Raw genomic sequence first — 23,122 nt, forward strand, 5'->3', positions numbered from 1 at the left:
CTACGTTAACGGATATGGCTGCATACCTTTTATCCATAAATTTAATATAAAATTCATAAAGTTATACTACCTTAATGTTGGCTTATTTGGTTTTGATATAGCTGCTTTGTCTTTCCTTAGGCGCAAAACCGAACTAATCTGGATTGTTTGTTAATCTCACCACGCCACCGCTAATGGATGGCAAATTTGTTTTTAACTCACTGATCAAATTTAGTCAGTCGCACGTATAAATCGCAAACTAAATTCACACGGATTCATTAATCATTATACTAGGAGTGAAATCATTAAAAACTTTGGGAGTGGGGAATGGAAGATTCATTTGAATTCTTAAGCTTAGTTCTTGACTCGATTACTGAACATATTGTCGTAATTGATGAAGCAGGTGACATTAAATACGTCAATCGAAGTTGGTCAGCCTTTGGTAGCAATAATGAGTGTACGGTAGGACATGATTGGCGTGGCGTTAATTATTTAGACGTATGTGATAAAGCCGCTGCTGTTGGCGATGATTTTGGGGCAAATGCCGGTGATGGTATTAGAAGCGTTGTCGCGCAAAACTCCTCTCTTTTTTATTTAGAGTATCCTTGCCATAGCCCTAATGAGCCCCGCTGGTTTATGATGCGGGTATCTCCTTTTGGTCTTGCAGATGCAAACTATTTTGTTATCTCCCATCAAAATATTACGGAGCGAAAACTAGCCGAAGAAAAGGTGCTAAATCTATCTCGAATTGATGAATTAACTGGGGTTGCAAACCGTCGCCATTTTAATGAGTTTATCGAAAGTGAATGGGAGCGATGTCATCGCCATAACATGCCAATTAGTCTTGCAATGATTGATTTGGACTACTTTAAATTATTAAATGATAGCTATGGACATCAAGTTGGCGATAAGTGTTTAAAGTCCATTGGGGAAATACTGCAAAACTATGTTCATAGACCCAGTGATATTTGTGCTCGTTATGGTGGAGAAGAGTTTGCGATAGTGTATGGAGATACTAATTTACAGCAAGCCAAGGGGTTAATTAATAAGCTACTCGAACACATCCGCACCCTCAACATACTAAACGAAAACTCACCCATAGGCCCCACTTTAACGGCTAGCATTGGATTGTATTCGACTCACCCAAATGGTGATAGTAATGTCATTGAACTTATTCGTCGTACCGATGATTTACTCTATTTGGCGAAAAAAAATGGCAGAAACCAAATCTATTCCTAGGTTCATAATCAATTTAGTACCCGTAAATGAGACATATTTTATATGAGGCGATTTTTTAATGCCGATGTTGTTTTTTATAGATGTTATAATTTCTCAACTATTTGCCTAATTAGCCTAGCTGGATACAGCGTTTTGCTATTCTGCAAAGTACTAAGCTTCAACTCGATAAAGCTGAAGTGAGTCCTCAATTAACAGCGCTTTTAGGAAACCTACATGAAAATTTTAGTACGTAATTTAGATCGAACAACCAGTGAAGACGAATTAAAACGTTTGTTCGAGGAGTTTGGTAAGGTGCAATCTTGTAGTTTGGTTATTGACCAAGATAGTGGCATATCAAAAGGCTTCGGATTTGTGGAAATGCCTAAAGCTGGAGAGGCTAAAGCTGCGATCACAAACTTAAATTATAAAATGGTCGGTGGTAATAAAATACGAGTAAAACGAGCGGAAGATAAAAACCTAGATCAAACACCCGAATAATTAAACAAGTTTGATCGTTAGGTATCTGCTTAGTGATATGTAATCAACAAAATGGAATTATGGAATGAGCCAGTCGGCTAAACAACAATTAACGAGTGTGGCGTTGCTGGTGAAAAGTTATGCCGAAGCAATCGATTTTTATACGGATAAGTTAAGTTTTCAAATCGTTCAAAACATCGATATGGGTGAGGGGCAACGATTTGTAAAGGTCTCTCTCGCTAACTCCCATGGCTGTAATTTGTTATTGCTCAAAGCAGAGTCAGAACAACAACTCGCTGCTGTGGGGAATCAAGCTGGAGGCAGCGTTTTTTTGATTATTCAAACTGATGATTTTTGGCGAGACTATCAGCAGATGTTAGCCAAAGGTGTCGTCTTTGATGAGCAACCTCGGGAAGAGCCCTATGGAACTGTGGTGGTGTTTCAAGATTTGTATGGTAACAAGTTGGATTTGATTGAAGTAAAACAACCATAATTAGTTTTTGGTTTAATACCCAGTACCCAAGGATGAGTAACCATGTTTTTAATTATTAAATTGTTTTTACAACTTGCAGCATTGAAGTTGCATGACGTTGTAGATAAACCCATCCCTCCCACACTTTTGTATACTTTGTCGTTAATTTTTATTGGTCTTATTTCTACCTCATTTATTTTGCATACGCTATTTTTTAGTTTAGTGTTAGCTATGTTATCCATGCTTTACTTCTGGTTATTGTCGCATTTTCCATCAGGCACTAAATAATATGGAATTATGTTCGTAGGCAGACTGATTCTAATGCTATTTTAAGCTTTGATGAGCGATTCTTAACAGGTTGAAGGACAAAATGAAACGCGCAATTTTGGGGTATCACCAAGATGATGAAAATCATTGGGTAGCTGAACTAGACTGTGGTCATAACCAACACGTTAGACATACTCCACCTTGGACGAATCGACCATGGGTGCTAACGGTGACGGGAAGAAACGCTAAGATAGGCTTTATGCTGAATTGCAAAAAATGTGATAGAAATGAACCAAAAGATAATTAACATTTATCTATGTCTTTGTTCAATTTTTATAGTTTTGTAGGAATTAAATGTCTGAAATTTTAACCATTGTCTTGCTTACCGGTTTATCAGGAAGCTGCATACTTATAGGTGGCATTTTGGCCACTTTTGACCACATACGGCCGCTTTGGATTGAGCGAGAAGTTCGCCATTCAGTGATTGCTTTTGGTGGTGGTATTTTACTAGGCGCTGTTGCAGTAGTATTAGTACCTGAAGGTATAGCCAACATGCAAGGTTCGCTGTTTTCAATCCCCATTGTGCTGTTGGGTGGCTTTGTTTTCTTTTTCATTGAACGACGCCTAGGCTTAAAAAAGCAGGATTCACCACAACTTATGGGAATGATGCTGGATTACATACCCGAAGCTGTCGCGTTGGGCGGCCTTGTGGCCCTTGGCTCTCCTGTAGCGCCTTTGTTAGCGATTTTTATTGGTCTACAAAACCTTCCAGAGGGCTTTAATAGTTATCGTGAAATCAATAATAAAAATGGCAATAAATCGAGCAAAACCCTTTTGACTATGGCAGGGTTAATTCCCTTAGGTCCAATTGCTGGACTCGTTGGTTATATTTTCCTGTCAGATTACCAAGGGGTATTAGGTGCAATTATGCTGTTTGCTTCAGGTGGCATTTTGTACATCATATTCCAAGATATTGCTCCGCAATCACGTTTGGATAAACACTGGGCTCCACCTTTGGGGGCTGTATTTGGTTTTTGCCTTGCGCTGTTTAGTGACATGGTGGTGAGTACGAGCTAATCGCAGTTAACTCCCATTTATATGAATTATTTAACTACAAAGAAGTTGCCCATGGAAATTAAAAGAATAGTGATAAGTGTGCTGTTATTAAGTTTGTCAGCCTGCCAGACAACCGACACTAACAACACCACAAATTATGAAGCTCAAGGCAATTTGCAATCTAGCACCTCGTTGGGTTGTGTTGGCATGAATGAAGTGATTCCGTCCCACTCCCCTGCGGATTTGTTTTTGGGGTTAACCGCATGCATGGACCAAGGGGATGTTGATAACGCAAGCGATTTATATCTAGTCGCCATGAGCTATGGTTATTTTGACACCCGAAGGGTCGCAGATCGTTCGACGCATCAGGCAATAATGGTATTGAGAATGAATGCTTTTGGCGATATTGAGCAATCCGCTCTAGATTCATTTTTAGCGAGTGTTAAGCAGAAAACCTCTGATAATGCTGGTATGTGTGAGACCTTGAAACAACTAGGCCAACCACGTTACTTCCCAACCTACATGATTCAACATGGTATGGGAGCATTTACTGAGCAACCCCATAGTGCTGGTCTTATTGATAATTTTGACTCTGAGTTAGCTTGGAAAGAAGCGTTATCTGTAGTGGTAAATTGCCAGTAGTATTTATGGTTTTAAATATCAGTGATAGTGAATATGACTGCTAAATATCCCTCAATGTTTGATTTCAATCAAAAAGAGCCGTGTACTAACGTGTTGTAATCAGGTTAGTAGAATCACTCTACTTATATTTCAAACCTAATTCTTGGAGTCATAATAATGTCTTTTAAAAAACACGGTTTATCTATTGGTATTGAGCGCGTTGGTAAAACCTTTTTCTTATCTATGCAAGCAGTGGGAAAGTTAACCCATGAAGATTATGAAATCATAACCCCTTTGATCGATGGCGCTTTGGCACAAGTAAAAGAGCCTAAAGTTAATGCATTCATTGATGCAACTGAATTAGAGGGTTGGGAATTAAGAGCGGCCTGGGACGATTTTAAACTAGGCTTAAAACACAATAATGAATTTCAAAAAATTGCCATCTACGGTAACCAAAAATGGCAGCAACATGCTGCAAAACTAGGCAGTTGGTTTATCTCAGGTGAGATTAAGTTCTTTGATGATGCGCAAGCCGCAATGGAATGGTTAAGCCCCTAATTTGTTTAGTGCAATGGTTTCAATGCCTTGTATATTATGAGTATTTAACGTCAATTTAGGAAAATTATGATATTTACTCCAGGGCAACCAGTGTTGGATCTCATTGCTTGTTACCCAGCAAAACCGCGAGAAGCCTTGTTCGCTTTGCGTGAGCTTATATTGCAGGTGGCAACTCGCTGCCCTGAGGTCAAAAATCTTGAAGAGACTTTAAAGTGGGGAGAACCCAGTTACCTTTGCAAGAGTGGCAGCACATTACGAATGGACTGGAAGCCGAGGGAACCAGACTTTATTTTTATTTATGTAAACTGCCAAACTACATTAATAGAAACCTGCAAAGAGCTCTACGCCGACGAATTAGAATTCGTTGGTCGTCGCGCTATTGGGCTGCCATTAAACATGGCGTTGCCTGAAACCGTGTTATCCTACTGCATTGAACTAACTCTCAAGTACCACAAAATTAAACATTTACCACTATTAGGGTGTTAAAACCTTGGTTTTTGCGTGCTAATATTTCTGTCAGAGTAGATAGATAAGTGAGCCCGATTCAAGGTGAAAAAAACTAACAAAAAGGTATTTTTGATAGAATCCCTTGGGGGGGGTGCGCTGTGGTCGCCATTTGGATCAGCGTTATTAATTCTGGGTTTATCACTGGAATGCATATGATCAGCCGTGGTTTTGAGATTGGCTATTTGATTGTGTTTGGCGTTATTTTGAGTTCAGTTGGGGTGTGGGGCGTGTTTCAATTGCAGTTGAAATTAGTGTTTCCTGACGCCTATGAAGACAGTATCTCGTTCTACCGTTTTCATTTAATCTGCGGGGCCGTGGGCTGCGTACTCTGTACTCTATTTTTCATGGATTGGGACCCAGTTTTTGCTCTTATCTGCCCTTTACCATTGCTCATTTCTATCTATCTGTATCGCAAAAAACTGCGTTTTGAACAGCTTAAATGCTGTTAAATTTATCCCTTGTACAGCTAGCTAGATTCACCTTAGGTTTAGCTTGGATATATCACGGATTAATTCCTAAACTATTGCATGTCGACCCGATGGAAAAAGTGATCACGGTAGCGCTAGGTTTTAACGCCCAAAACAGTTTGATTTTTACTCAGATTGCTGACTTGGCTGAAGTCATTTTGGGTGTCGCCTTAATTTTGTTTTACAAAAATCTCCTACTCATTTATTTTAGCGCTCTAAATTTGGTAGCTTTGTTGGTTTTCACCATTATTTTTGTTGCACAAGTGGTTGTGGCGGCATTTAACCTGGTAACAACCAATATTCCCTTAATAGTATTGAGTGTTGTATTGCTGAAAAATGCTCAGCGTAAACAGACAAACATAACCTAAAGAAGACACGTTTTATGAACACGAAAGCAGTATGGGATAGTAAATGATTAAACGATTAGCAACATTGTTAGGGTCGCTACTTCTGCTGCTGGTGGCTATATATGCAGTGTTATTTATCCTCTTCCAACAACCTGATAGAAGTGTTGCTGAACTTGCACCTAAATGGGCTCCAGCCCCTTCGCAATTTATTGATGTTGACGGCATGCAAATTCATTTGCGGGATGAAGGCCCTAAAAATGATCCTCTGCCAATCGTTTTACTCCATGGTACCAGTGCTTCTTTGCACACCTGGGAAGGGTGGACACAAACATTAAAATCTCAGCGAAGAGTCATACGTTTTGATTTGCCAGGGTTTGGTTTAACCGGTCCTAATCCGCAAAATGATTATTCAATTGAGCAATACAGTCGGACCGTTATTGATGTTATGGACAATTTAGGTGTTGAGCGTTTTGTTTTGGCTGGAAATTCTTTAGGAGGTTATATTTCTTGGGCAACTGCGGTGATTTACCCACAACGGGTAGAAAAGCTCATTTTAGTGGATGCCAGTGGATATCCGTATCAATCTACTTCGGTACCTTTAGCCTTCACCATTTCTCAAAAACCACTGCTCAAATTTTTAATAGGCGACATGTTGCCCCGCAGTTTAGTGGTGAAAAGTGTCAAAAACGTTTATGGTGACCCACGTAAAGTAACGCCTGAATTGGTTGATCGTTATTATCAATTAACCACTCGCGAGGGTAACAGGCAGGCATTAGAAGCGCGCTTTGCACAAACTCAGTCTAACGATTTAATTAACCGAATTCCTGAGATTAAACAGCCTACCTTAATTATTTGGGGGCAAGAAGATCGTCTTATTCCTGTTAATTTAGGAAGGCGTTTTCAAGAAGAAATTGAAAACAGTGAGTTGGTTATTTTTGCTACCCTTGGTCATGTTCCCCACGAAGAAGATCCTGACTCTACGGTGAATAGTGTGATTGATTTTCTGCAGCCCTAAAATGATTTAAGAAGGTAAAATATGACAGAAAACTCATCCACCTCAAATGATGAAAATCCAGCGGTTGGAAAAATACCCGCCAACGTGCGTGTGATGATAGCCCTAGTTGCATCTCCTACCCTTTTGGTGATTGCGTTTTCTATTTACTGCCTTTGGATTGGTAATTGGCAGGAGCCGGGAGTCAGTGGTGTAATTTTTTCTGCTTTAGGAATATTTGCTTACTATGTCGTTATTGTTGGTAGGTTGCCGAAATGGTTTCATTTTAAACGTCAAAAGTAATTTTCTTATTGCTTTAAACCTTGAATCTGTTGTTTAGGTGGTGAGATGGCGTGTGCTTTTCCTGCTGTTTTTGCATGGCGTCGAATAAGGTTAACAGAGGTTGGGTGTCTGTATTGTAAATAAGCTTTAGTGCGTGAGCTGTAGCTTCTAGTGAAGACAGGCTGTGTTCAAGTTTAGATTTACGAATACGGTATTGATTCTGCGGTAAGGTATTAAAATGCCAGTTTGGTAATTCATGCAACCATGGGTTTAACTGCCACATTTTTGTCGCTTTACGCCAAGTGGCATCGATCACGATTAACCTATCGGGAAGCACGTTGGGGCAGTGTGTTTTGTGCTCTTCTAGTGGCTGACTATCTGTGTTGGGATACAAAACCCAGGTATTCTGATAAGTGGTGATAACTCGCTCTCTCACCCCGGTAAAATCTTGTTCATTCTCGCCGACTAGAATTTCCGAATTTTTTATACACAATGGAAGCAATCTTGCTGTATTTTTGCCGTGTTTAGACTCCAGAGGATGTTGTAATATGGTTATTTGTAATGGAACTTTGACTTCATTGATAAATGCACAAATGCATACCGATTGAGGGTAATTACAATGGGGACAAATACAACGTTTTTTCATTGCAGATTTTTCCGTAACAACTTGTCATCAAATGGGTTAAGGTTTTAGTATCTAGTATTGGCCTCCCAAGTTATTTTTTGGGGAACTCAATATCAGTCGCAGAGGCTTACTATAGCTGATAATCTATTAGGTATAAAAATCTTCGTGTGTTTGTTTTATTGTCAGGCGTACGTTTAAGGAATATGGATATAAATCATGTCATTTAGTGAAAACGTGGAAGTGATCCCACCACCGTTCTCAACGGAAAGTTCGGATAGGCGCTCTGAGGAAGAAAGTAAAAAACTGCAAAAACAAAAATGGTGGGTATTGAGTATCAGCTTTTTACTGGTTTTTGTGGTGGCTATGATTTGGATTTGGAGCCGTTCACCTATTTATCAAAGCCAAGCGATAATTCATTTTAGCTATGCCCAACAGCTGAATAATCAACAAACTGCAGTACCTGAGGAGCAAATCACCCTCAACAATAAGCGTCTTACTAGCAACCGAATTCTTGATGGTTTACGTGTGCAACTTGCAGACGAGTATTCGCTCAATTTTACTACTGAAGAACTGGCCCAAATGGTGTCTACCGAAGAGCACCTGGATAGTCGGATTATTAACTTATTCACAACGGGTGAAAATAGAAACCATTTACAACCGGTACTCGAACAATGGCTGGCTTTATATCTGGCTAGATTAGAAGAGGAAACGGAAGAAAACACAGTAGAAGATCTATCATTAGGGCAGGAAAAACTTCTGGCGTTGGAGCAGAAGATTCTTGAACAGCGAGATTTAGTTGAGCAGTACAGCGAAGAAAATAACATTATTTCTATGGAGCGCGATGAGAATCGCGCACTATCTAAAATTAAAAGTATGGGAGCAGCGTTAGATACCGCTGAGACACAGCAAGCCGAAGCGAAGGCAACCTTAGAAAGTGTTAAACAAAGTATAGCCCAAGGAGATTCAGTTATTCACCCTGGAGATAAAGCCCGGCTAGATGGTATTCGCAGCGCTATTAAAGATAGCGAAGCTGAGCTTTACGAGTTATCACAACGATATACTGCTGAATACATGGAATTAGATCCTAGTATTGTGAATAAAAAACGTCGACTACAAGAGTTGAAAACTCGATATGAAGCTGAGGCGGCAGAAAGCCAAAAGAGATTTGTAGAAGATCTGCAACGTACAGTTGTTGCCTCTGAGCAGAAGCAAAAACAATTAGAAATTCAGTTAGATGAACTGGGCAAAGAGGCTCTTGTTTTTAACCAAAAATTAAAAGAGTATGGCCGATTAAATCGTTCTTTAAGTCAGTTGCAAGAACAAGCTCAGCAATTGAAAGATCAACTAGTAGAAACGGAAGTTCAAAAGCCGTTTCAAGCCAAAATTAATGTTCTTGAGCAACCTTTTGTTCCCACTTACCCCATATCACCGAATTACTGGCGTGACTCAGCCATCGCACTTGCTGCAGCAGTATTGGTAAGCTTATTTGCATTGCTCATATTCAGCTTCATTCATCGCCAGAAAACACCTGCACCTACCATGACAAGTTATAATGTGGTTCCTCCTTCTTCAGGGTTAACCTTAGAGCAGCAGGTGGCAGCACAGCAAGCCTTAGAGCAACAAAAGCAGGCACAGTTGGGGCACCAACAAGCACCTTTGCAATTGGCTCAAGCTAGCACGCCAAAAGCGGCTCGTTTATTATCTGAAGCGGAATGTGGCAGTTTATATCAAGTCGCGAATCGTGATGGAAAGTTGGCTATTTCGTTGATTTTAAATGGTGTCAGTCCCAGTGAATTGCTTAACCTTAAAGTTCAAGATATCGATCTAGAAACGCAATCTTTACAAATATCTGGTGAATACGCTAGAAGCGTCCCTGTTAGTCCAGAGTGTATACAGATCATTCAAAACTTGCAGACCAATCAAGCTGAAGACAGTTTACTATTGGGGGGAAGACTTGATGCCCAGCAGCTTGATCAAATGATGATAAATATTGCCCATGATGCCGGTTTGGCTTTTGCTGAGCAGTTTTCAATTGGAGCGTTGCGTCATACTTACCTAACATTTTTAGTCGCCCAAGGAGCAAGACTAAATGATTTAGAGCAGGTGGCAGGTTTCGTAAGCCCTAATGATCTTAGTTTGTATCGCCAAGTTAACCGTCGTGGTGAGCCTGTGGATGTCGAACAATTGAATTTGCAATATCCGTTAGCGTGACTGGCCAATAGAATCGTAACGTGAATCACCAGTATCATCAGCAGATTTGGAATACAGTATTGCAAATTCCAGTCGGTAGAGTGGCCAGTTATGGTCAAATTGCTGATTTGGCGGGATTGCCTGGACGAGCTCGTTTAGTAGGTAAAGCCTTAGGTTATGCGCCCGATTCACTGCAGGTGCCTTGGCACCGAGTACTTCGCTCAGATGGTAACATTGCGTTTCCAGCGCAAAGTGAAAAGTCCAATTTGCAAATAGGCTTATTGCAACAAGAGAATGTTGCTGTTTTTAATAACAGAGTGAAATTAAAAACGTTTCAATGGCAACCTGATCTGGCTGAGCTGCTATTTAAATTGAATTACTAATGCCAATGTAGCTTGCTGCGTTGCTATTAAAAGCGTGTTTAAAAAGCATTCAATTTGACGCATATTTGATTGCAATAAACATCTGATAGTTTTAAAGATTACATAGAGTTTTCTTGTGCCAAACGGCGGTGTAGTTTATGTTTAAGCGTATGTATTTTAATCATCGAGCTTTTGAAACGTGTTAAAAGAAATTTCAATTGATGAATTAAAGCCAGGTATGTTCGTTCAAGCGATAGTTGAACAGCGTGGCAATATGAAAATTAAAAGCCAAGGAAAGGTTTTCAAACGCGCTATTGTTAACCAACTCAGAAAGAAAGGCATTGTTCGACTTCTTATCGATCCTAGCAAGGAATTCACACCCGAGCCCGAATCTGACGTCGACTCTTCCTTAACCTCTCAAGCACAAGACCCCCGCTCCTCTAAAGAGCATATTACCTTTGATGCGGAAATTGAAGTAGCTAAGCAATTACACGAAAAAGGTAAAGTCATTCAAAACAGGATGCTCAAATTGGTAGCCAAAGGCTTACCTGTTGATTTAAAGCTACCTAAAGAATTTACTGAGCAGTTGGTTGGCTCTATCGACCGAAACCCCAATGCATTGATGTGCTTAACTAAAATACGTGAAAAAGATAGTTATCTACTAGAACACTCGCTTAACGTGGCCATTTTGTTAGCCAACTTTGCGCAATTTATCGAGTTGCCAGAAATAGAAGTGCAAGAACTCGCTTTGGCTGGATTTTTACACGATATTGGTAAAATTAAAATTCCAGATAGTATTTTGCATAAAGCTGGTCGCCTGACCGATCCCGAAATGAATATTATGCGTGATCATGTTTTTCATGGCATACAAACCTTAGAAGAAATGGGGCTGCCAGGACATATTATTAAAATAATGTCAGAGCACCATGAGCGTCTAGATGGGTATGGTTATCCTGAAGGTTTACGTGGTGAAGAAATTAGTAAGTATGGTCGCATGATAGCAATCGTAGATACCTATGACGCCATAACCGCCGACCGATGTTATAAATCAGGCATGTCTTCCCAAAAAGCGCTAAAAATACTTTTGGGCGACTCACCCGTTAAATACGATCTGGATCTTGTGCAGATGTTTATTAAGTGCGTGGGTGTTTATCCTGTAGGCAGCTTAGTGAAATTAAATAACGAACAGGTTGGTATGGTGGTGGCAAGTAATGAATCTGCACCTTTAAAGCCTGTCGTGAAAGTGTTTTATTCTGCTCGCACCCAAAACTACTTACCTATAAAAGATATTGATTTAGCGCAGAGTCAAATGAAAGTAGAAAAAGGCGTGAAGCCTAGTCAGTTCGATATTGATTTCAATCGCTACTTTGACCAGCACATTGCCATATAATTTGACGTGCAGATGGATAACACTCACAGGGCTGTGGCTGATAACCAACAATATCATAGCCACTGTCTAAACTTGATGGCTAGGTACTTGTTATCTATCTAACTATCTATCGTTGCCATAAGCACATCGTAAGATTTCGCGCATCTGATCATCAGTAATGTGCGAAGGACACAGGCCTTTATCTACTAACTCTTCTTTTACACTTGCCACTGGCTTATCTGCTATATAAGCGCTGTGCTTTTTGACATAACGTGTTAAATTTTGTTGCAACTTACGAGTTAAACAAGACATACATCACCTGATACTTCTGGGGTTACCAATCAAAAAAACTGTACTTTTCTTATACAGCATAAATCGAACCATGTTTTTAATCTTGTTTAAAAACATAGGGTTGTGATTTTTAAGGGTAGGTGGGTGTTAGGGGAGCTGTCAAAAAGTCTGACAGAATCTGTCAAATCGACACTGAATTACCTGAAAGTAATTCATAAAGGTTCGGGTCATTTTGTTAGAGTCTGTTACTGATGACTTGAAAGGCCTGTTGATTTTCAACTTCTTGATTATTTATTAACTGATTAGGTTTAAATTGAAACCAATGCTAAGTAAACGCAAACATTTAATCTGGACCCCACTACAAATCAAAATTTTTGTATTAGTAGTGAGTCTTTTTAGTATGGTATTTGCGTTAACCCTTCTGAGTATTTATAACGCGGCTTATAATCAAGCCGAACGTCAGTTTTTGTCTCGTTTGAGTGTCGGCCGTAATGTATTTTTGAATGAACTTGCTAACGCTAAGTCCCAACTTGATCTTAACGTCGAAACGGTTTCTAAAGACTGGGCTCTGCGCAGCGCAATTGGTCAAGGAGAAGATTCAGAATCAATCCGCACAATTTTATTTAATTTTGGTAGTCGTATTGATGCCGACGTTGCTTTGGTGTTAGACAAAAAGTTTACCCTTATCTCCCAATATGGAGGTGAAGACGATGAAGTTGTACAGGCCTTGGGTCGAGAATTAAGTGACGAGCAAAAACACCAAGCCTGGATCACTATGATGGGGGAGCATCCCTTTTTAGTTTCCGCTGAACCGATTCGAGCGCCCGGTGTGATTGGTTGGCTGATTATGGGGAAAAAGCTCAATTTAAGTTTGTTTAACCGTATTAAAAGCCTGATTTCCTTGGATATTAACCTGACTGTTGTTAGTGACAATCAGGCATTACTGCCCTTATCAACAATAAATAACGATGACTTCCTCAATCAAGCCATTACAAAAAGCAGTGTAATGCTGCCAGACCAAAGCCGATCAATTGAGTTTCAAACTGTAGACACCCATGACACTGTATTACTGCCATTTATGTTGTTTGAAGATAATCGACGGCAGTTTGTAGTGGTATTACAAGATTCGATTCAGTCATGGCTGAAAACTTTGCGGCAGTTTATGTTTGAGTTGCTGCCGTTTTTTGCCGTGGGCTTATTGTTGGCGGTGATGGGTTCGTATTATATTGCCCGCAGTATTACCCGACCTGTGGGGCGTTTGCTTGATGCTGCCAAATTGGTCGCCAGTGGGAAGTACAATGAAACCATTCAGGTCTCTGAGAAAAGTGAGCTGGGTGAATTAGCCTTAGAGTTTGGCAATATGCAGCACGCTGTTATGGAGCGTGAACAAAAGATAAAGGATCAGGCGGAAGAAATTAGGCAAACCAATAAAGCCAAATATCAAATTGAAATTGTGCAAAAAGAACAAGAATTGGCGAAGTCAGCCAATGAGGCAAAAAACCGTTTTTTAGCCAACGTCAGTCACGAAATACGCACGCCATTAAATTCCATTATTGGATATACCCAAGTGCTAGATGATGCACAAGCAAGTCATCAGGAGAAGCAGCAAGCGACCCAAGCAATTAATAGTAGTGGTCAATACCTGCTCAATATTATCAACGATGTACTAGACCTATCGAAGATCGAGGCGGGCAAAATTCACCTGCAAAATATCGATACCTGTACAGTGAGTTTGTTAAATGAAGTTCAGTCCTACATGCGCCGTTTTGCCGCAGAAAAAAGCTTAGAGTTTAATCTGCAACTGCATTTCCCTTTGCCGCGCTTTATCAATACCGACCCAACTCGTCTAAAACAAATATTGCTTAATTTATGCAACAACGCCATTAAGTTTACCGACGAAGGGAAAGTGGAATTACAGGTTTATTTTGATAGTTATAAACGACGCCTGATTTTTGTGGTCTCTGACAGTGGCGTGGGCATGAGCGAAGAGCAACAATTACGCTTGTTTACCGCGTTTTCCCAAGGTAGCTCAGCGATTAATCGTAAATACGGCGGCACAGGACTAGGTTTATATATCAGCAAACAGCTGATTGAAATTATGGGCGGGCACATCAAAGTGACCTCACAAGAAGGAGAAGGCAGCCAATTTGCTGTGTATCTCCCTTGGGCTGAAGCTCACAACAGAGCTATGTTAACCTCGCAAAAAGAGGCGGACGACATTGCCATGGAGTATCGCCACAACAACGTGGAAATCCCACGTTTGTCTGGCCACATTTTGTGTGTGGACGATAACCAGGATAATTTACAATTAGTGGCTTACCTACTGAGAAAAACCGGTGTAAAAATGAGTTTAGCAAGCAGCGGTTTTGAAGCCCTAGAACTGGCTAAACAGCATCGTTTTGAGTTGATTTTAATGGACATGCAAATGCCCGATATGGATGGTTTAGAAACCACTCAGCGGTTGTTAGAGTTTGGAGTGCAATGTCCTATTTTAATGCTGACCGCTAATGTCGACAGCGAAAGTATTCAACAAGTGATGCAAGCCGGCGCAACGGCACATTTTGGTAAACCCATTAAAACCGAAGCATTTTATGCAAAATTAACCGAACTAATGGATTTAAAAACCTACAATCAAGTTGAACACCAAGGTGTCCAGCCTAGTAACGAGTTTGAACGGTTAATAGAAGATTATAAAAATAGTTTTGAGTCAAAAATTGCCGACATGCAAGCTGCAGCTGACCTGCAAGACTGGCACCAAGTGCAGCAGCTCATGCACAAATTAAAAGGCTCTGCCGGCAGCTATGGCTTTGACCGTATTAGTGAACTGGCGAAACAAGTCGAAGATAACGTTACCCAAGAGCACTTTAGCAATGCAATAGACAGCCTTAATCAATTAAAACAACTAATGAGAGAAGCCTGCGCGGGTAACCACTAACTCGTGCACCCGATTCATTTAGTTATACTGCAATTTAGTCCCAACCTAAGTTTAGTCTATGCTCAATCTAGACCTAATCTCCACAAGCAATCCCAGGGCTTAAAACAAGGAAGTAAGGTGATAGCCTATACAGCAACAGCCGAGACAAAAGCGAACATTCCATTGTAATAACGGTACTATTTAGATTCTCGATTACTGCTAGCATCTAATTCACTAGATTTTGCCTTAGCAAGCCAATAGAGGATCCTTAGATCCTATTAACTTCCTGGATACTTGTCCTGAATAAAGTTGTCTAAAGCTCTATCAGATGTGTAACGGCCTATATCCCAAGTTGGAAATTCAAATAAGTCTTTAGCGATGTCTCGGATAGCTTCGGTTAATTCCACCTGTTGAACGAGCTGCTCATCAATACTATTTAAACCATAAAGCGCTCCCCATAGATTTCCGGAGATAGCACCAGTTGAATCGGAGTCACCATCGTGGCTAACGGATATGCTCATTAGGTGATTGAAATCATTGGCGACTATTGCACAATACAATGAAATGGCTAGCGCCTCTTCTGCTATCCAGCCTTCACCCATTTGTTGAATGGCGTTTGCATAATTGCATTGTGTTTTCGATAACCTTAGAGTCTGTTCAATTGCATCAATGGTTTCGTCAGCGTTTCGTTGCTCTTTAAGTATTGGGATAACCGAAAGTGTCGCATCTACTAGGGTGTAACCGTCTAATATTTGATAAATGATGGCGGAAAATGCCCCTGAGGCCAAATAGCCAGTGGGGTGACCATGGGTAAGTTGCGCCGCATCACAGCCAAGCTTAAAACAATCCTCAAGGGTGAAATTCGTTTTCTCGCGCCAACAAAATAATCCAATGGGGGCAACACGCATCACACCGCCACAACCTTTGCTGTCATTTAGGGCCAACTCATCAAATTCTCCTGCTGTGCTAAGGGCATTCAAACAGGTATTCCCTGGGGCGCGTTGGTCGTGGAGCTCTGGGTATTGCCAAAGTACGCCGTCTGTAATTACCCTTAAATCACTCGGGGATGAATGGGATTGAGTTTGCAACCAGCGCTGATAAGCATGACCAATACACCCTAACCACGACGTCCTTCCTTCGCGTTTTCCTTTCACATAAGCTCGTAACAAACCTTCAGCGGTAAAAAGCGTCATCTGAGTATCGTCGGTAATAGCACCCACTTTGCCGTAGGCTGGCAATAACGAAGTAACACCTTTATCGCCATGCAACGCTAAAATCCGTTCCCGTGAGATAAATTCTACTGGCGCACCATACGCATCACCGATTGCCCCGCCAAGCATACAGCCAAGGAATTTATCTCGAACTTCATTTGCGTTTTGCTCTGCTGTATTTCCTAGATGTGGTTGGATGTTAAGTGCTTCCATGTATTTTTCAAAACAGAAACCTGGCTGGTGGAAAAACTCGCGAACTTGCAATTGTGTACCGGTATGCATCGATGGAATGGCGGTAAGGTCAATTAGCTTTCGCCAATTTTCCACTATCTCACCATTGAATGATTTTCCAAGACCATACTGCCAATAACTAATGTAATTATTGCCTGCATCTGATGCATACGCTTGGGAAATTTTTCCCGAGCGATCAATGTTGTATTTAAATTTCTTTTCTGGGGAACATGCTCTGCCAGCGGGATCTAAATCACTGCAAATCCTCTTAACCATCGATAATGCATTATCATCTAGAAATTCATAAGCACACATGACTAATTGACTGTCTTTCAAGGTAAATGCGGCAACTAAGCGGTTTCTACACTGAATTGTTACTATTTCGTCTTTGGCTAAGTCAATCGAACCATATTTTAGGCTCCAATCAACGCCTGCGCATTCACTTCCCTGTTCAAGTTCTGGCTCATAAAGGACGTAACACAAAGCTTCTAAACCAGGGAGTAATTTGGCTTTATCAATCTCTTTGTCATTAAGTTTTGTTTGTAATCCGTGAAGTAGTAATTCAGGCAGCAATTTACCTTGGTTACTTGCGGCCGCTATTAAGGCTTCAGTTGGTAGAAAATACTCTTGCTCGGGGAGGCTCCATTTTTGCAAAGTTTCGGTGTTTATTTTCAATGCGACAAAACTAGTCATAATATGTCCCTTATTGATTAACCAGAGCAGCAGAAAAAATTTATAAGTTGCCTTGGATCACTTAATCATTCACCTAAATAATCTCGATAAACATAGACGACATCAACCCTTCAGAGCTTGAGATTTAACCCCCCTTTACTAATATGCGGCGGTTGTTTTAAACCAGACGATTGTATTCTAACGGTGTGTTTTAAATCGTCTAATAAGAAATGAATAACCTGAAAAGCATTACTCAATATTCTGGATCTGCCCATTGAGTAGCGGCCTAGCCCCTAACAAACTTAATAACTTACTGAATAAAACGGTGTACTGGAGATAACCCATACAGTATTCAGCTGCACTCCTCTCGTAAAAACCGCTGAGCAATAGCCGTTATATTTTTATCATTAAACTTTCATATTTGTGTCAAGTGAACGTCACTTTTACTTTGCTAGACTTCGGCGCGAATTGATCAGGGCTATGCACTCCGACTCTATCCAGAATGATTTGAAACGCTAATGCTCCGCCGATCTCACACTAAAACTAACTATATTGATGTTTATCACAAGGAATATAAAAATGATGATTGAGTCTAAACTGGCTAAATCTATTCGCGCGCTTTTGATTACTACGCCCGTAGTTTTACTTGCTGCATGTGGCGACGATGGCAAAGATGGTGTAAACGGCACTGATGGCACATCAGCACTAACTAAAGTTGTAACCCAAGAAGCAAATGAAGCCTGCCCATACGGCTCTACATTATTACAAGCAGGGGTTGACGCTAACGCTAATGGTGAACTGGACGTTGCAGAAGTGCAAAGTGAATCAAGCGTTTGTTCAGCTCCTAATGCCTCTGCTCAAATGATTGCTTCTAGCGCTCAAATTAAATTCGAAGAAGTTGCCGCACCACTTACAAATTATGAAAAACGCCAGATTATGGTAGCTCAGGCTAAAGTGGTTGATGGTAATGAAGAGAAAACCTTAGATGCAGGCTATCACATTCTTGCTCGCTCAGGGGATCGTTTTGGCGACGTTGTTTTTGGTCAGCTAATCGATAAATACGGTCAGCCCATGTTTGGCGAAGATGGTGCACGTAAAGTATCTGATGCCAATGAGCATACTTCTTTATTACCTATTGGCGACAAATTATTCTCTGTATCTCAAATGGAATCACTCCCTGGTTCTATGTTCTTAATGGAGTTAAATCAGGATCAGGCGTCAGGTGAATTAAGTGTTAAAAACATGAGTCAAATTGACCAGTCTGGTGTTGACGGTGGTTGGGTACACTGTGCCGCATCTGTCACGCCGTGGACTACCCATTTGGCCTCTGAAGAATATGAACCAGATGCGTCAAACCCAGCTAGCGCTTCAAGAATGAATGAATACATGGGTTTAGTAGGTGATACTAATCCATATTTCTACGGCTGGAATATTGAAATTGAAGTTAGCGAAGATGCCACAACCGACTTGAGCAAGCATTATGCAATGGGTCGTTTAGCCTTCGAATTATCTTACGTTATGCCTGATTCGAAAACGGTTTACATGACAGATGATGGTACCAACGTTGGCTTCTTCATGTTTGTAGCTGATACTGCCGGTGATTTAAGTGCTGGTACTTTGTATTCTGCAAAATGGAATCAAACATCTGCTGAAAATGGCGGTGCTGCTGACCTGTCTTGGGTAAATCTTGGTCATGCGACTGATTCTGAAATTGGTGACTATGTACATGGTTCATCAACGGAAGTGGCATTGAGTTTCACTGATATTTTCGACGTAGATACCGAAAACTGTACTACTATCAGTGCCAACGGAAAAACTGAGTGTTTAGAGCTTCGTGCAGGAATGGAAAAAGCTGCTTCACGTATGGAGACACGTCGTTATGCCGCGTTAATGGGGGCTACGACTGAGTTCCGTAAAGAAGAAGGTGTTACTTTCGCTCCGGATCGTAACAAGGTTTATGTTGCTATGTCTCAAGTCGGGAAAGGCATGAGCGATGGAGAAGGCGATATTCAACTTTCACAAAACAATTGCGGTACTGTTTACGAATTAAATGTCGCTACAGATGCAATGAACGATACTGACGGCAACGCGATTAGCTCCAGCTCGGTTGTTAAAGATATGACAGCGCTGGTTTCGGGTCGTCCTGTATCAGTTGAAGATCCACAAGCAGCTGGATTTGAAGGCAACAACTCTTGTCATATCAATGGTATCGCTAATCCAGATAACGTTACCTACATGGCAGGTCACAATCAGTTAATTATTGGTGAAGATACAGGTAGCGGTCATCAAAACGATGCTATTTGGTCATATGATTTAGATGCGGGCAGCCTGACTCGCATCCAAACCACTCCTTATGGTTCAGAAACCACGTCACCTTACTGGTATCCAAACATAAATGGATGGGCATATCTGATGAGTGTGGTTCAACACCCTTACGGTGAATCTGATGGCGATAAAGACACAGGTACAGGTGAAGGTCGTGCATACACTGGTTACGTGGGTCCATTTCCAGCTAAAGCTGAATAATTTCTGTTCAGTTACTAATAATCTTTAAAAGTTTAGGGGGTAATTGCCCCCTTTTTCCTATCTGGAGGTTGCCATGTTCTTTAATTCCCCATCAGTAGTTGTTCGTTGTTTTGGGGTAGCAACGTTGCTAATGGTGTTACCTGCATCAGCGAAAAAAATGGATGTGATTTATAACGATGTTCTAAGCCATCCAAGTCCATATATTCCTGCACAGTGTTATACCAAACCTGAAGTATCAGAAAATCAAAAAGTTAATCCATGTTATGCCTGCCATACCATGAGCAAGCGGCCCAATGTGCTGAATGATATTGATGTGCAGCTAAATTATGTTTTTCCAACCAGCGTATTAAAAAACCCATGGAAAAACCTGTTTAAAGACCGTAGTAAGCTGATTGCGGATATTTCAGACGAGCAGATATTAACCTATGTCAGACAGGATAATTATTTTGATGAGCAAGGCAATATACGTCTGAAAAAACGTTTAAAGGACGACATCAAGCATTTTGATGCGAACAGCAATAACCACTGGGACGGATACGTGCCTGACAGTTATTTTAATTTTGATAATCAAGGGTTTGATCGTGCTCCCAATGGTGATTACACAGGATGGCGTAGTTATGCCTATTACCCCCTGCCCGGCAGCTTTATGCCTACTAACGGTTCCACCGACGATGTCAGCATTCGCTTAGCACCTGCTTTTCAACAAAACAAGCATGGTGAATTTGATCTCAGTATATATAAAATAAACATGGCAATTGTAGAGTCCATGATTATGGAGCAGGATGTGCCTATTGAGCCCAGTGATGAAAACAAACTGGGTGTCGATTTGGACAAAAATGGTGAACTTAGTACAGCAACCCTGATTAAATATGACTGGGCGCCACTAGAAAAACGCTTTATGTCTTATGTGGGTAAAGCCAAAGTCGAACAACAAAGCGGCAACGTACACATTGCAGCAAAACTCTTTCCTGAAGGCACAGAATTTTTGCATTCGGTACGTTATCTGGACATTGATAATAATGATCAGGTAAAAATGGCGCCACGCATGAAAGAGCTACGTTATGCCAAAAAACACAGTTGGATGACTTATTACCAATGGGAAGTTATCGTAAATGCCGAAATTAAAGAACGCCATGATTTTCCCGATCGTACCAAAACCGTATTAGGGAGTGCGGAAGAAGGTGTGAATGTGGCTCAGGGCTGGAATTACCAAGGTTTTATAGAAGATTATCAAGGTGATCTTCGTCCTCAAACCTATGAAGAGCAAATTACTTGTACTGGCTGTCATGGGGGGACAGGCGTAATGATAGACAGCAATATTTCATTTTATCGTAAATTTCCCAATTCAAGTTTTCAACGTGGTTGGTATCACTGGCTACAAAAGCCCATGCAAGGTGTTCCCGAACCTAAGCGTGAGAGTGATGGTGAGTATGAATACAGTTATTACTTAAAACATAACCCTACAGGTGATGAGTTTCGCGCCAATGATGAGGTTAAAGCCAAATTTTTTGATGAAGATGGTCAGCCTAAAGAGCACATGTTCGACAGGTTACATCAGGATATAGCTGTACTTATGTTGCCCAGTAAACAACGTGCACTTAATTTAAACAAAGTGTACAAAACGATTGTTGAAGAACAAAGCTTTAAACTAGGCAAAGCGCCCTTGCTAAGTCCTGCCGGCCAAGTTGTATTTAAAGAAGTAAAGTTGAATCAAGAAACCGGTATTAAAGAAGCGTTAAGCGCATTTTAACTTAATAATTTACCCTATTAATCAGCAGTCTTTTCTTTACACTGGATTAGGCTGCTATTACATCAACTGGTACACCCCTAAAGAAATGAAAGTCATTAAATCAAATTAGCTCCAACCTGGCGCAAATGAAAGCAGCGCGATAAGTGGAGATGGCATAAAATGTTGGTGACTTCGATGCGAAAATCTGCAAACCGATTTGGACGGGAAAAATAAAAAAGCCCTGTATTTACAACTAAATAACAGGGCTTTTAAGACATTCTTGGACGGGTAAAAAACTATTCGATGTTTTGAATCTGCTCATTGAGCAGCGGCCTAGACCTTAATAAACTCAATGAGTTATCGAAAAGAAACCGTTCAAAAATGCCTGTTTGCTCACCAAACTGCCCACCACTTGCCTATGGCTTTTACTAAATCTTAGTGGTTAGCAATGGAAAAACAGTGCCGTTTTTACGCTGCTGTTAGAGCTAAAACATAGCAGTTTTGAAGGGCTTTATCGAGCACGATTCCCGTCAACATAGCTTTGCCATTTTTTACGCTCAAAATGCGTTGATGCTATTACTATCTTTTGTCATTAACGTCATCAATCGCGGGTGTACAAATAATTTTTCCTTACCGGAATTTATTTCTTGCAGCACACCAATATCCGCTAACTGCTTTAAATACGTTGAAGCAGTTTGGCGTTTTGCAATGTCACGTTCAACTAGATTATTGATACGGCAGTAGGGTTGTTCAAAAATAAGCTGAACTAGCTCATAGCTATATATTTTAGGTAGCTGTGCTTTTATGTAATCGGTTGTACTTTCCATAAGTGCCCTAATCGCTGTGATCTTATCACTAGTCCATATGGCAGTTTGCTCGACACCTTTTAGCATAAATAACAGCCAATCTTCCCAATTCTGATCTTTGGTCACTTGGTTCAATAGGCGATAATAGTCTTGTTTGTTATGAACGATGAAACGGCTTAAGTACAAAATAGGTAGCGTTAAAAGACCGCACTCAATAAGGTACAAAACATTTAAAATACGTCCTGTTCGACCATTCCCATCATAAAATGGATGTATAGCTTCAAATTGATAATGGCTAACAGCCATCTTAATTAATGGATCTATATCATCGTCATCATGAAGAAACCGCTCCCAGTTAGTTAACAAGTCGCGGATAACGTTCTCTCCCGCAGGCGGGGTATAGATAATTTCCCCAGTCGTCTGGTTGCCTATAAAAGTCCCCGGTACTTTACGAATATCCATTTCGGAGTGCTTTAACGTACTGCATACTTCAATGGCAGTCGCTGCGCAAAGCGGCTTTCTCTCAAGTTGTATATAACCTTGATATAACGCTGTTCTGTAGCGTAAAGCTTCCTTTGTTGCATGATCAGCGCCTTTATCTTCTAGCGCATACTGAAAAAGCTTATCGGTAGTGGTGACAATATTTTCAATTTCTGAACTGTCTTTTGCTTCCAGCAAAGGCAATAAGTTAATTAGCATGCTTTGGTTAGGTATGAGTTCCCCTGCCTTTTTTAATTCTGCTACAGCGGCGCGTGCAGAAATACAGGCTTTCAGAACGGCCTTCGTTTCTATGGAATTTAGATTTGGCGGTAATGTGGGTAATTGGTTGTAAGGCTGCTCTGCTTGCCAAGTCATGTTTAAATTTCCAGTTTATATCGACATAAATGAACTATTGGTTCAGTTTATGTCGATTAGATCGACATATCAATTTCATATGTCGATTTTTTACTGTTT

23 protein-coding genes are annotated in these 23,122 nt (G+C 40.7%); 19 read left to right on the forward strand and 4 right to left on the reverse strand.

Annotated elements, in window-relative coordinates; genetic code table 11:
- Positions 1–306: 306 nt before the first annotated feature.
- The 13 genes from AB6T38_RS07140 to AB6T38_RS07200 all read left to right on the forward strand — a co-directional run bounded on the left by AB6T38_RS07140 (position 307) and on the right by AB6T38_RS07200 (position 7,263).
- Positions 307–1,218, forward strand: a complete 912-nt coding sequence (locus AB6T38_RS07140) for a diguanylate cyclase (protein ID WP_372546650.1) — start codon at positions 307–309, stop codon at positions 1,216–1,218.
- Between the two features lie 213 nt (positions 1,219–1,431).
- Positions 1,432–1,695, forward strand: a complete 264-nt coding sequence (locus tag AB6T38_RS07145) for an RNA-binding protein (protein ID WP_348491752.1) — start codon at positions 1,432–1,434, stop codon at positions 1,693–1,695.
- Positions 1,696–1,759: 64 nt separating this feature from the next.
- The gene (locus tag AB6T38_RS07150) at positions 1,760–2,167 is read left to right on the forward strand and encodes a VOC family protein (protein WP_372546651.1); all 408 of its coding nucleotides are present in this window, start codon (positions 1,760–1,762) and stop codon (positions 2,165–2,167) included.
- Positions 2,168–2,209: 42 nt separating this feature from the next.
- Entirely contained in the window at positions 2,210–2,434 is a 225-nt protein-coding gene (locus AB6T38_RS07155) for a hypothetical protein (RefSeq protein ID WP_372546652.1), read from the forward strand.
- A gap of 82 nt (positions 2,435–2,516) precedes the next feature.
- Positions 2,517–2,720, forward strand: a complete 204-nt coding sequence (locus AB6T38_RS07160; protein WP_372546653.1) for a DUF3565 domain-containing protein — start codon at positions 2,517–2,519, stop codon at positions 2,718–2,720.
- Between the two features lie 47 nt (positions 2,721–2,767).
- The gene (locus AB6T38_RS07165; RefSeq protein ID WP_372546654.1) at positions 2,768–3,490 is read left to right on the forward strand and encodes a ZIP family metal transporter; all 723 of its coding nucleotides are present in this window, start codon (positions 2,768–2,770) and stop codon (positions 3,488–3,490) included.
- Positions 3,491–3,541: 51 nt separating this feature from the next.
- Positions 3,542–4,111, forward strand: coding sequence for a hypothetical protein (locus tag AB6T38_RS07170; RefSeq protein WP_372546655.1), 570 nt, complete (start codon positions 3,542–3,544; stop codon positions 4,109–4,111).
- Between the two features lie 156 nt (positions 4,112–4,267).
- Entirely contained in the window at positions 4,268–4,648 is a 381-nt protein-coding gene (locus AB6T38_RS07175; protein WP_372546656.1) for an STAS/SEC14 domain-containing protein, read from the forward strand.
- A gap of 66 nt (positions 4,649–4,714) precedes the next feature.
- Entirely contained in the window at positions 4,715–5,134 is a 420-nt protein-coding gene (locus AB6T38_RS07180; RefSeq protein WP_372546657.1) for a DUF1801 domain-containing protein, read from the forward strand.
- A gap of 119 nt (positions 5,135–5,253) precedes the next feature.
- Complete coding sequence (locus AB6T38_RS07185; protein ID WP_372546658.1) at positions 5,254–5,604, forward strand: hypothetical protein; 351 nt, start codon at positions 5,254–5,256, stop codon at positions 5,602–5,604.
- Positions 5,595–5,990: a DoxX-like family protein gene (locus tag AB6T38_RS07190; protein WP_372546659.1), complete on the forward strand. Its 396-nt coding sequence runs from the start codon at positions 5,595–5,597 to the stop codon at positions 5,988–5,990. Before AB6T38_RS07185 ends, AB6T38_RS07190 begins: the two co-directional genes overlap by 10 nt.
- 43 nt (positions 5,991–6,033) lie before the next feature.
- A complete protein-coding gene (locus tag AB6T38_RS07195) occupies positions 6,034–6,984 on the forward strand; it encodes an alpha/beta fold hydrolase (protein ID WP_372546660.1) in 951 nt (316 codons plus the stop codon).
- Between the two features lie 21 nt (positions 6,985–7,005).
- On the forward strand, positions 7,006–7,263 hold the full coding sequence (locus tag AB6T38_RS07200) for a hypothetical protein (protein ID WP_372546661.1): 258 nt from the start codon (positions 7,006–7,008) through the stop codon (positions 7,261–7,263).
- Positions 7,264–7,276: 13 nt separating this feature from the next.
- On the opposite strand, the gene AB6T38_RS07205 is transcribed toward AB6T38_RS07200, so the two are convergent.
- On the reverse strand, positions 7,277–7,888 hold the full coding sequence (locus AB6T38_RS07205; protein WP_372546662.1) for a tRNA-uridine aminocarboxypropyltransferase: 612 nt from the start codon (positions 7,886–7,888) through the stop codon (positions 7,277–7,279).
- Positions 7,889–8,083: 195 nt separating this feature from the next.
- On the opposite strand from AB6T38_RS07205, the gene AB6T38_RS07210 reads away from it, so the two are divergent.
- From AB6T38_RS07210 to AB6T38_RS07220, 3 genes are all read left to right on the forward strand, one after another.
- Entirely contained in the window at positions 8,084–10,078 is a 1,995-nt protein-coding gene (locus AB6T38_RS07210; protein ID WP_372546663.1) for a tyrosine-type recombinase/integrase, read from the forward strand.
- Between the two features lie 20 nt (positions 10,079–10,098).
- The gene (locus tag AB6T38_RS07215) at positions 10,099–10,440 is read left to right on the forward strand and encodes an MGMT family protein (RefSeq protein ID WP_372546664.1); all 342 of its coding nucleotides are present in this window, start codon (positions 10,099–10,101) and stop codon (positions 10,438–10,440) included.
- Between the two features lie 178 nt (positions 10,441–10,618).
- The gene (locus tag AB6T38_RS07220; protein ID WP_372546665.1) at positions 10,619–11,809 is read left to right on the forward strand and encodes an HD-GYP domain-containing protein; all 1,191 of its coding nucleotides are present in this window, start codon (positions 10,619–10,621) and stop codon (positions 11,807–11,809) included.
- 102 nt (positions 11,810–11,911) lie between these two features.
- Here AB6T38_RS07220 and AB6T38_RS07225 read toward each other — a convergent pair whose 3' ends face one another.
- Positions 11,912–12,100: a hypothetical protein gene (locus tag AB6T38_RS07225; RefSeq protein ID WP_348491767.1), complete on the reverse strand. Its 189-nt coding sequence runs from the start codon at positions 12,098–12,100 to the stop codon at positions 11,912–11,914.
- 301 nt (positions 12,101–12,401) lie between these two features.
- On the opposite strand from AB6T38_RS07225, the gene AB6T38_RS07230 reads away from it, so the two are divergent.
- Positions 12,402–15,014, forward strand: a complete 2,613-nt coding sequence (locus AB6T38_RS07230) for an ATP-binding protein (protein WP_372546932.1) — start codon at positions 12,402–12,404, stop codon at positions 15,012–15,014.
- A 257-nt stretch (positions 15,015–15,271) separates the two neighbouring features.
- On the opposite strand, the gene AB6T38_RS07235 is transcribed toward AB6T38_RS07230, so the two are convergent.
- Entirely contained in the window at positions 15,272–17,128 is a 1,857-nt protein-coding gene (locus AB6T38_RS07235) for an ADP-ribosylglycohydrolase family protein (RefSeq protein ID WP_372546666.1), read from the reverse strand.
- 558 nt (positions 17,129–17,686) lie between these two features.
- Between AB6T38_RS07235 and AB6T38_RS07240 the strand changes: the two genes are divergently transcribed.
- Together AB6T38_RS07240 and AB6T38_RS07245 are read left to right on the forward strand one after the other, a co-directional pair.
- Complete coding sequence (locus tag AB6T38_RS07240) at positions 17,687–19,633, forward strand: PhoX family phosphatase (protein WP_372546667.1); 1,947 nt, start codon at positions 17,687–17,689, stop codon at positions 19,631–19,633.
- 73 nt (positions 19,634–19,706) lie between these two features.
- Positions 19,707–21,383, forward strand: a complete 1,677-nt coding sequence (locus AB6T38_RS07245) for a hypothetical protein (protein WP_372546668.1) — start codon at positions 19,707–19,709, stop codon at positions 21,381–21,383.
- Positions 21,384–21,919: 536 nt separating this feature from the next.
- Here AB6T38_RS07245 and fic read toward each other — a convergent pair.
- Positions 21,920–23,023, reverse strand: a complete 1,104-nt coding sequence (gene fic / locus AB6T38_RS07250; RefSeq protein ID WP_372546669.1) for a protein adenylyltransferase Fic — start codon at positions 23,021–23,023, stop codon at positions 21,920–21,922.
- Between the last annotated feature and the right edge of the window lie 99 nt (positions 23,024–23,122).

The organism is Aliiglaciecola sp. SL4 (assembly GCF_041538045.1).
Taxonomy (GTDB): domain Bacteria; phylum Pseudomonadota; class Gammaproteobacteria; order Enterobacterales; family Alteromonadaceae; genus Aliiglaciecola.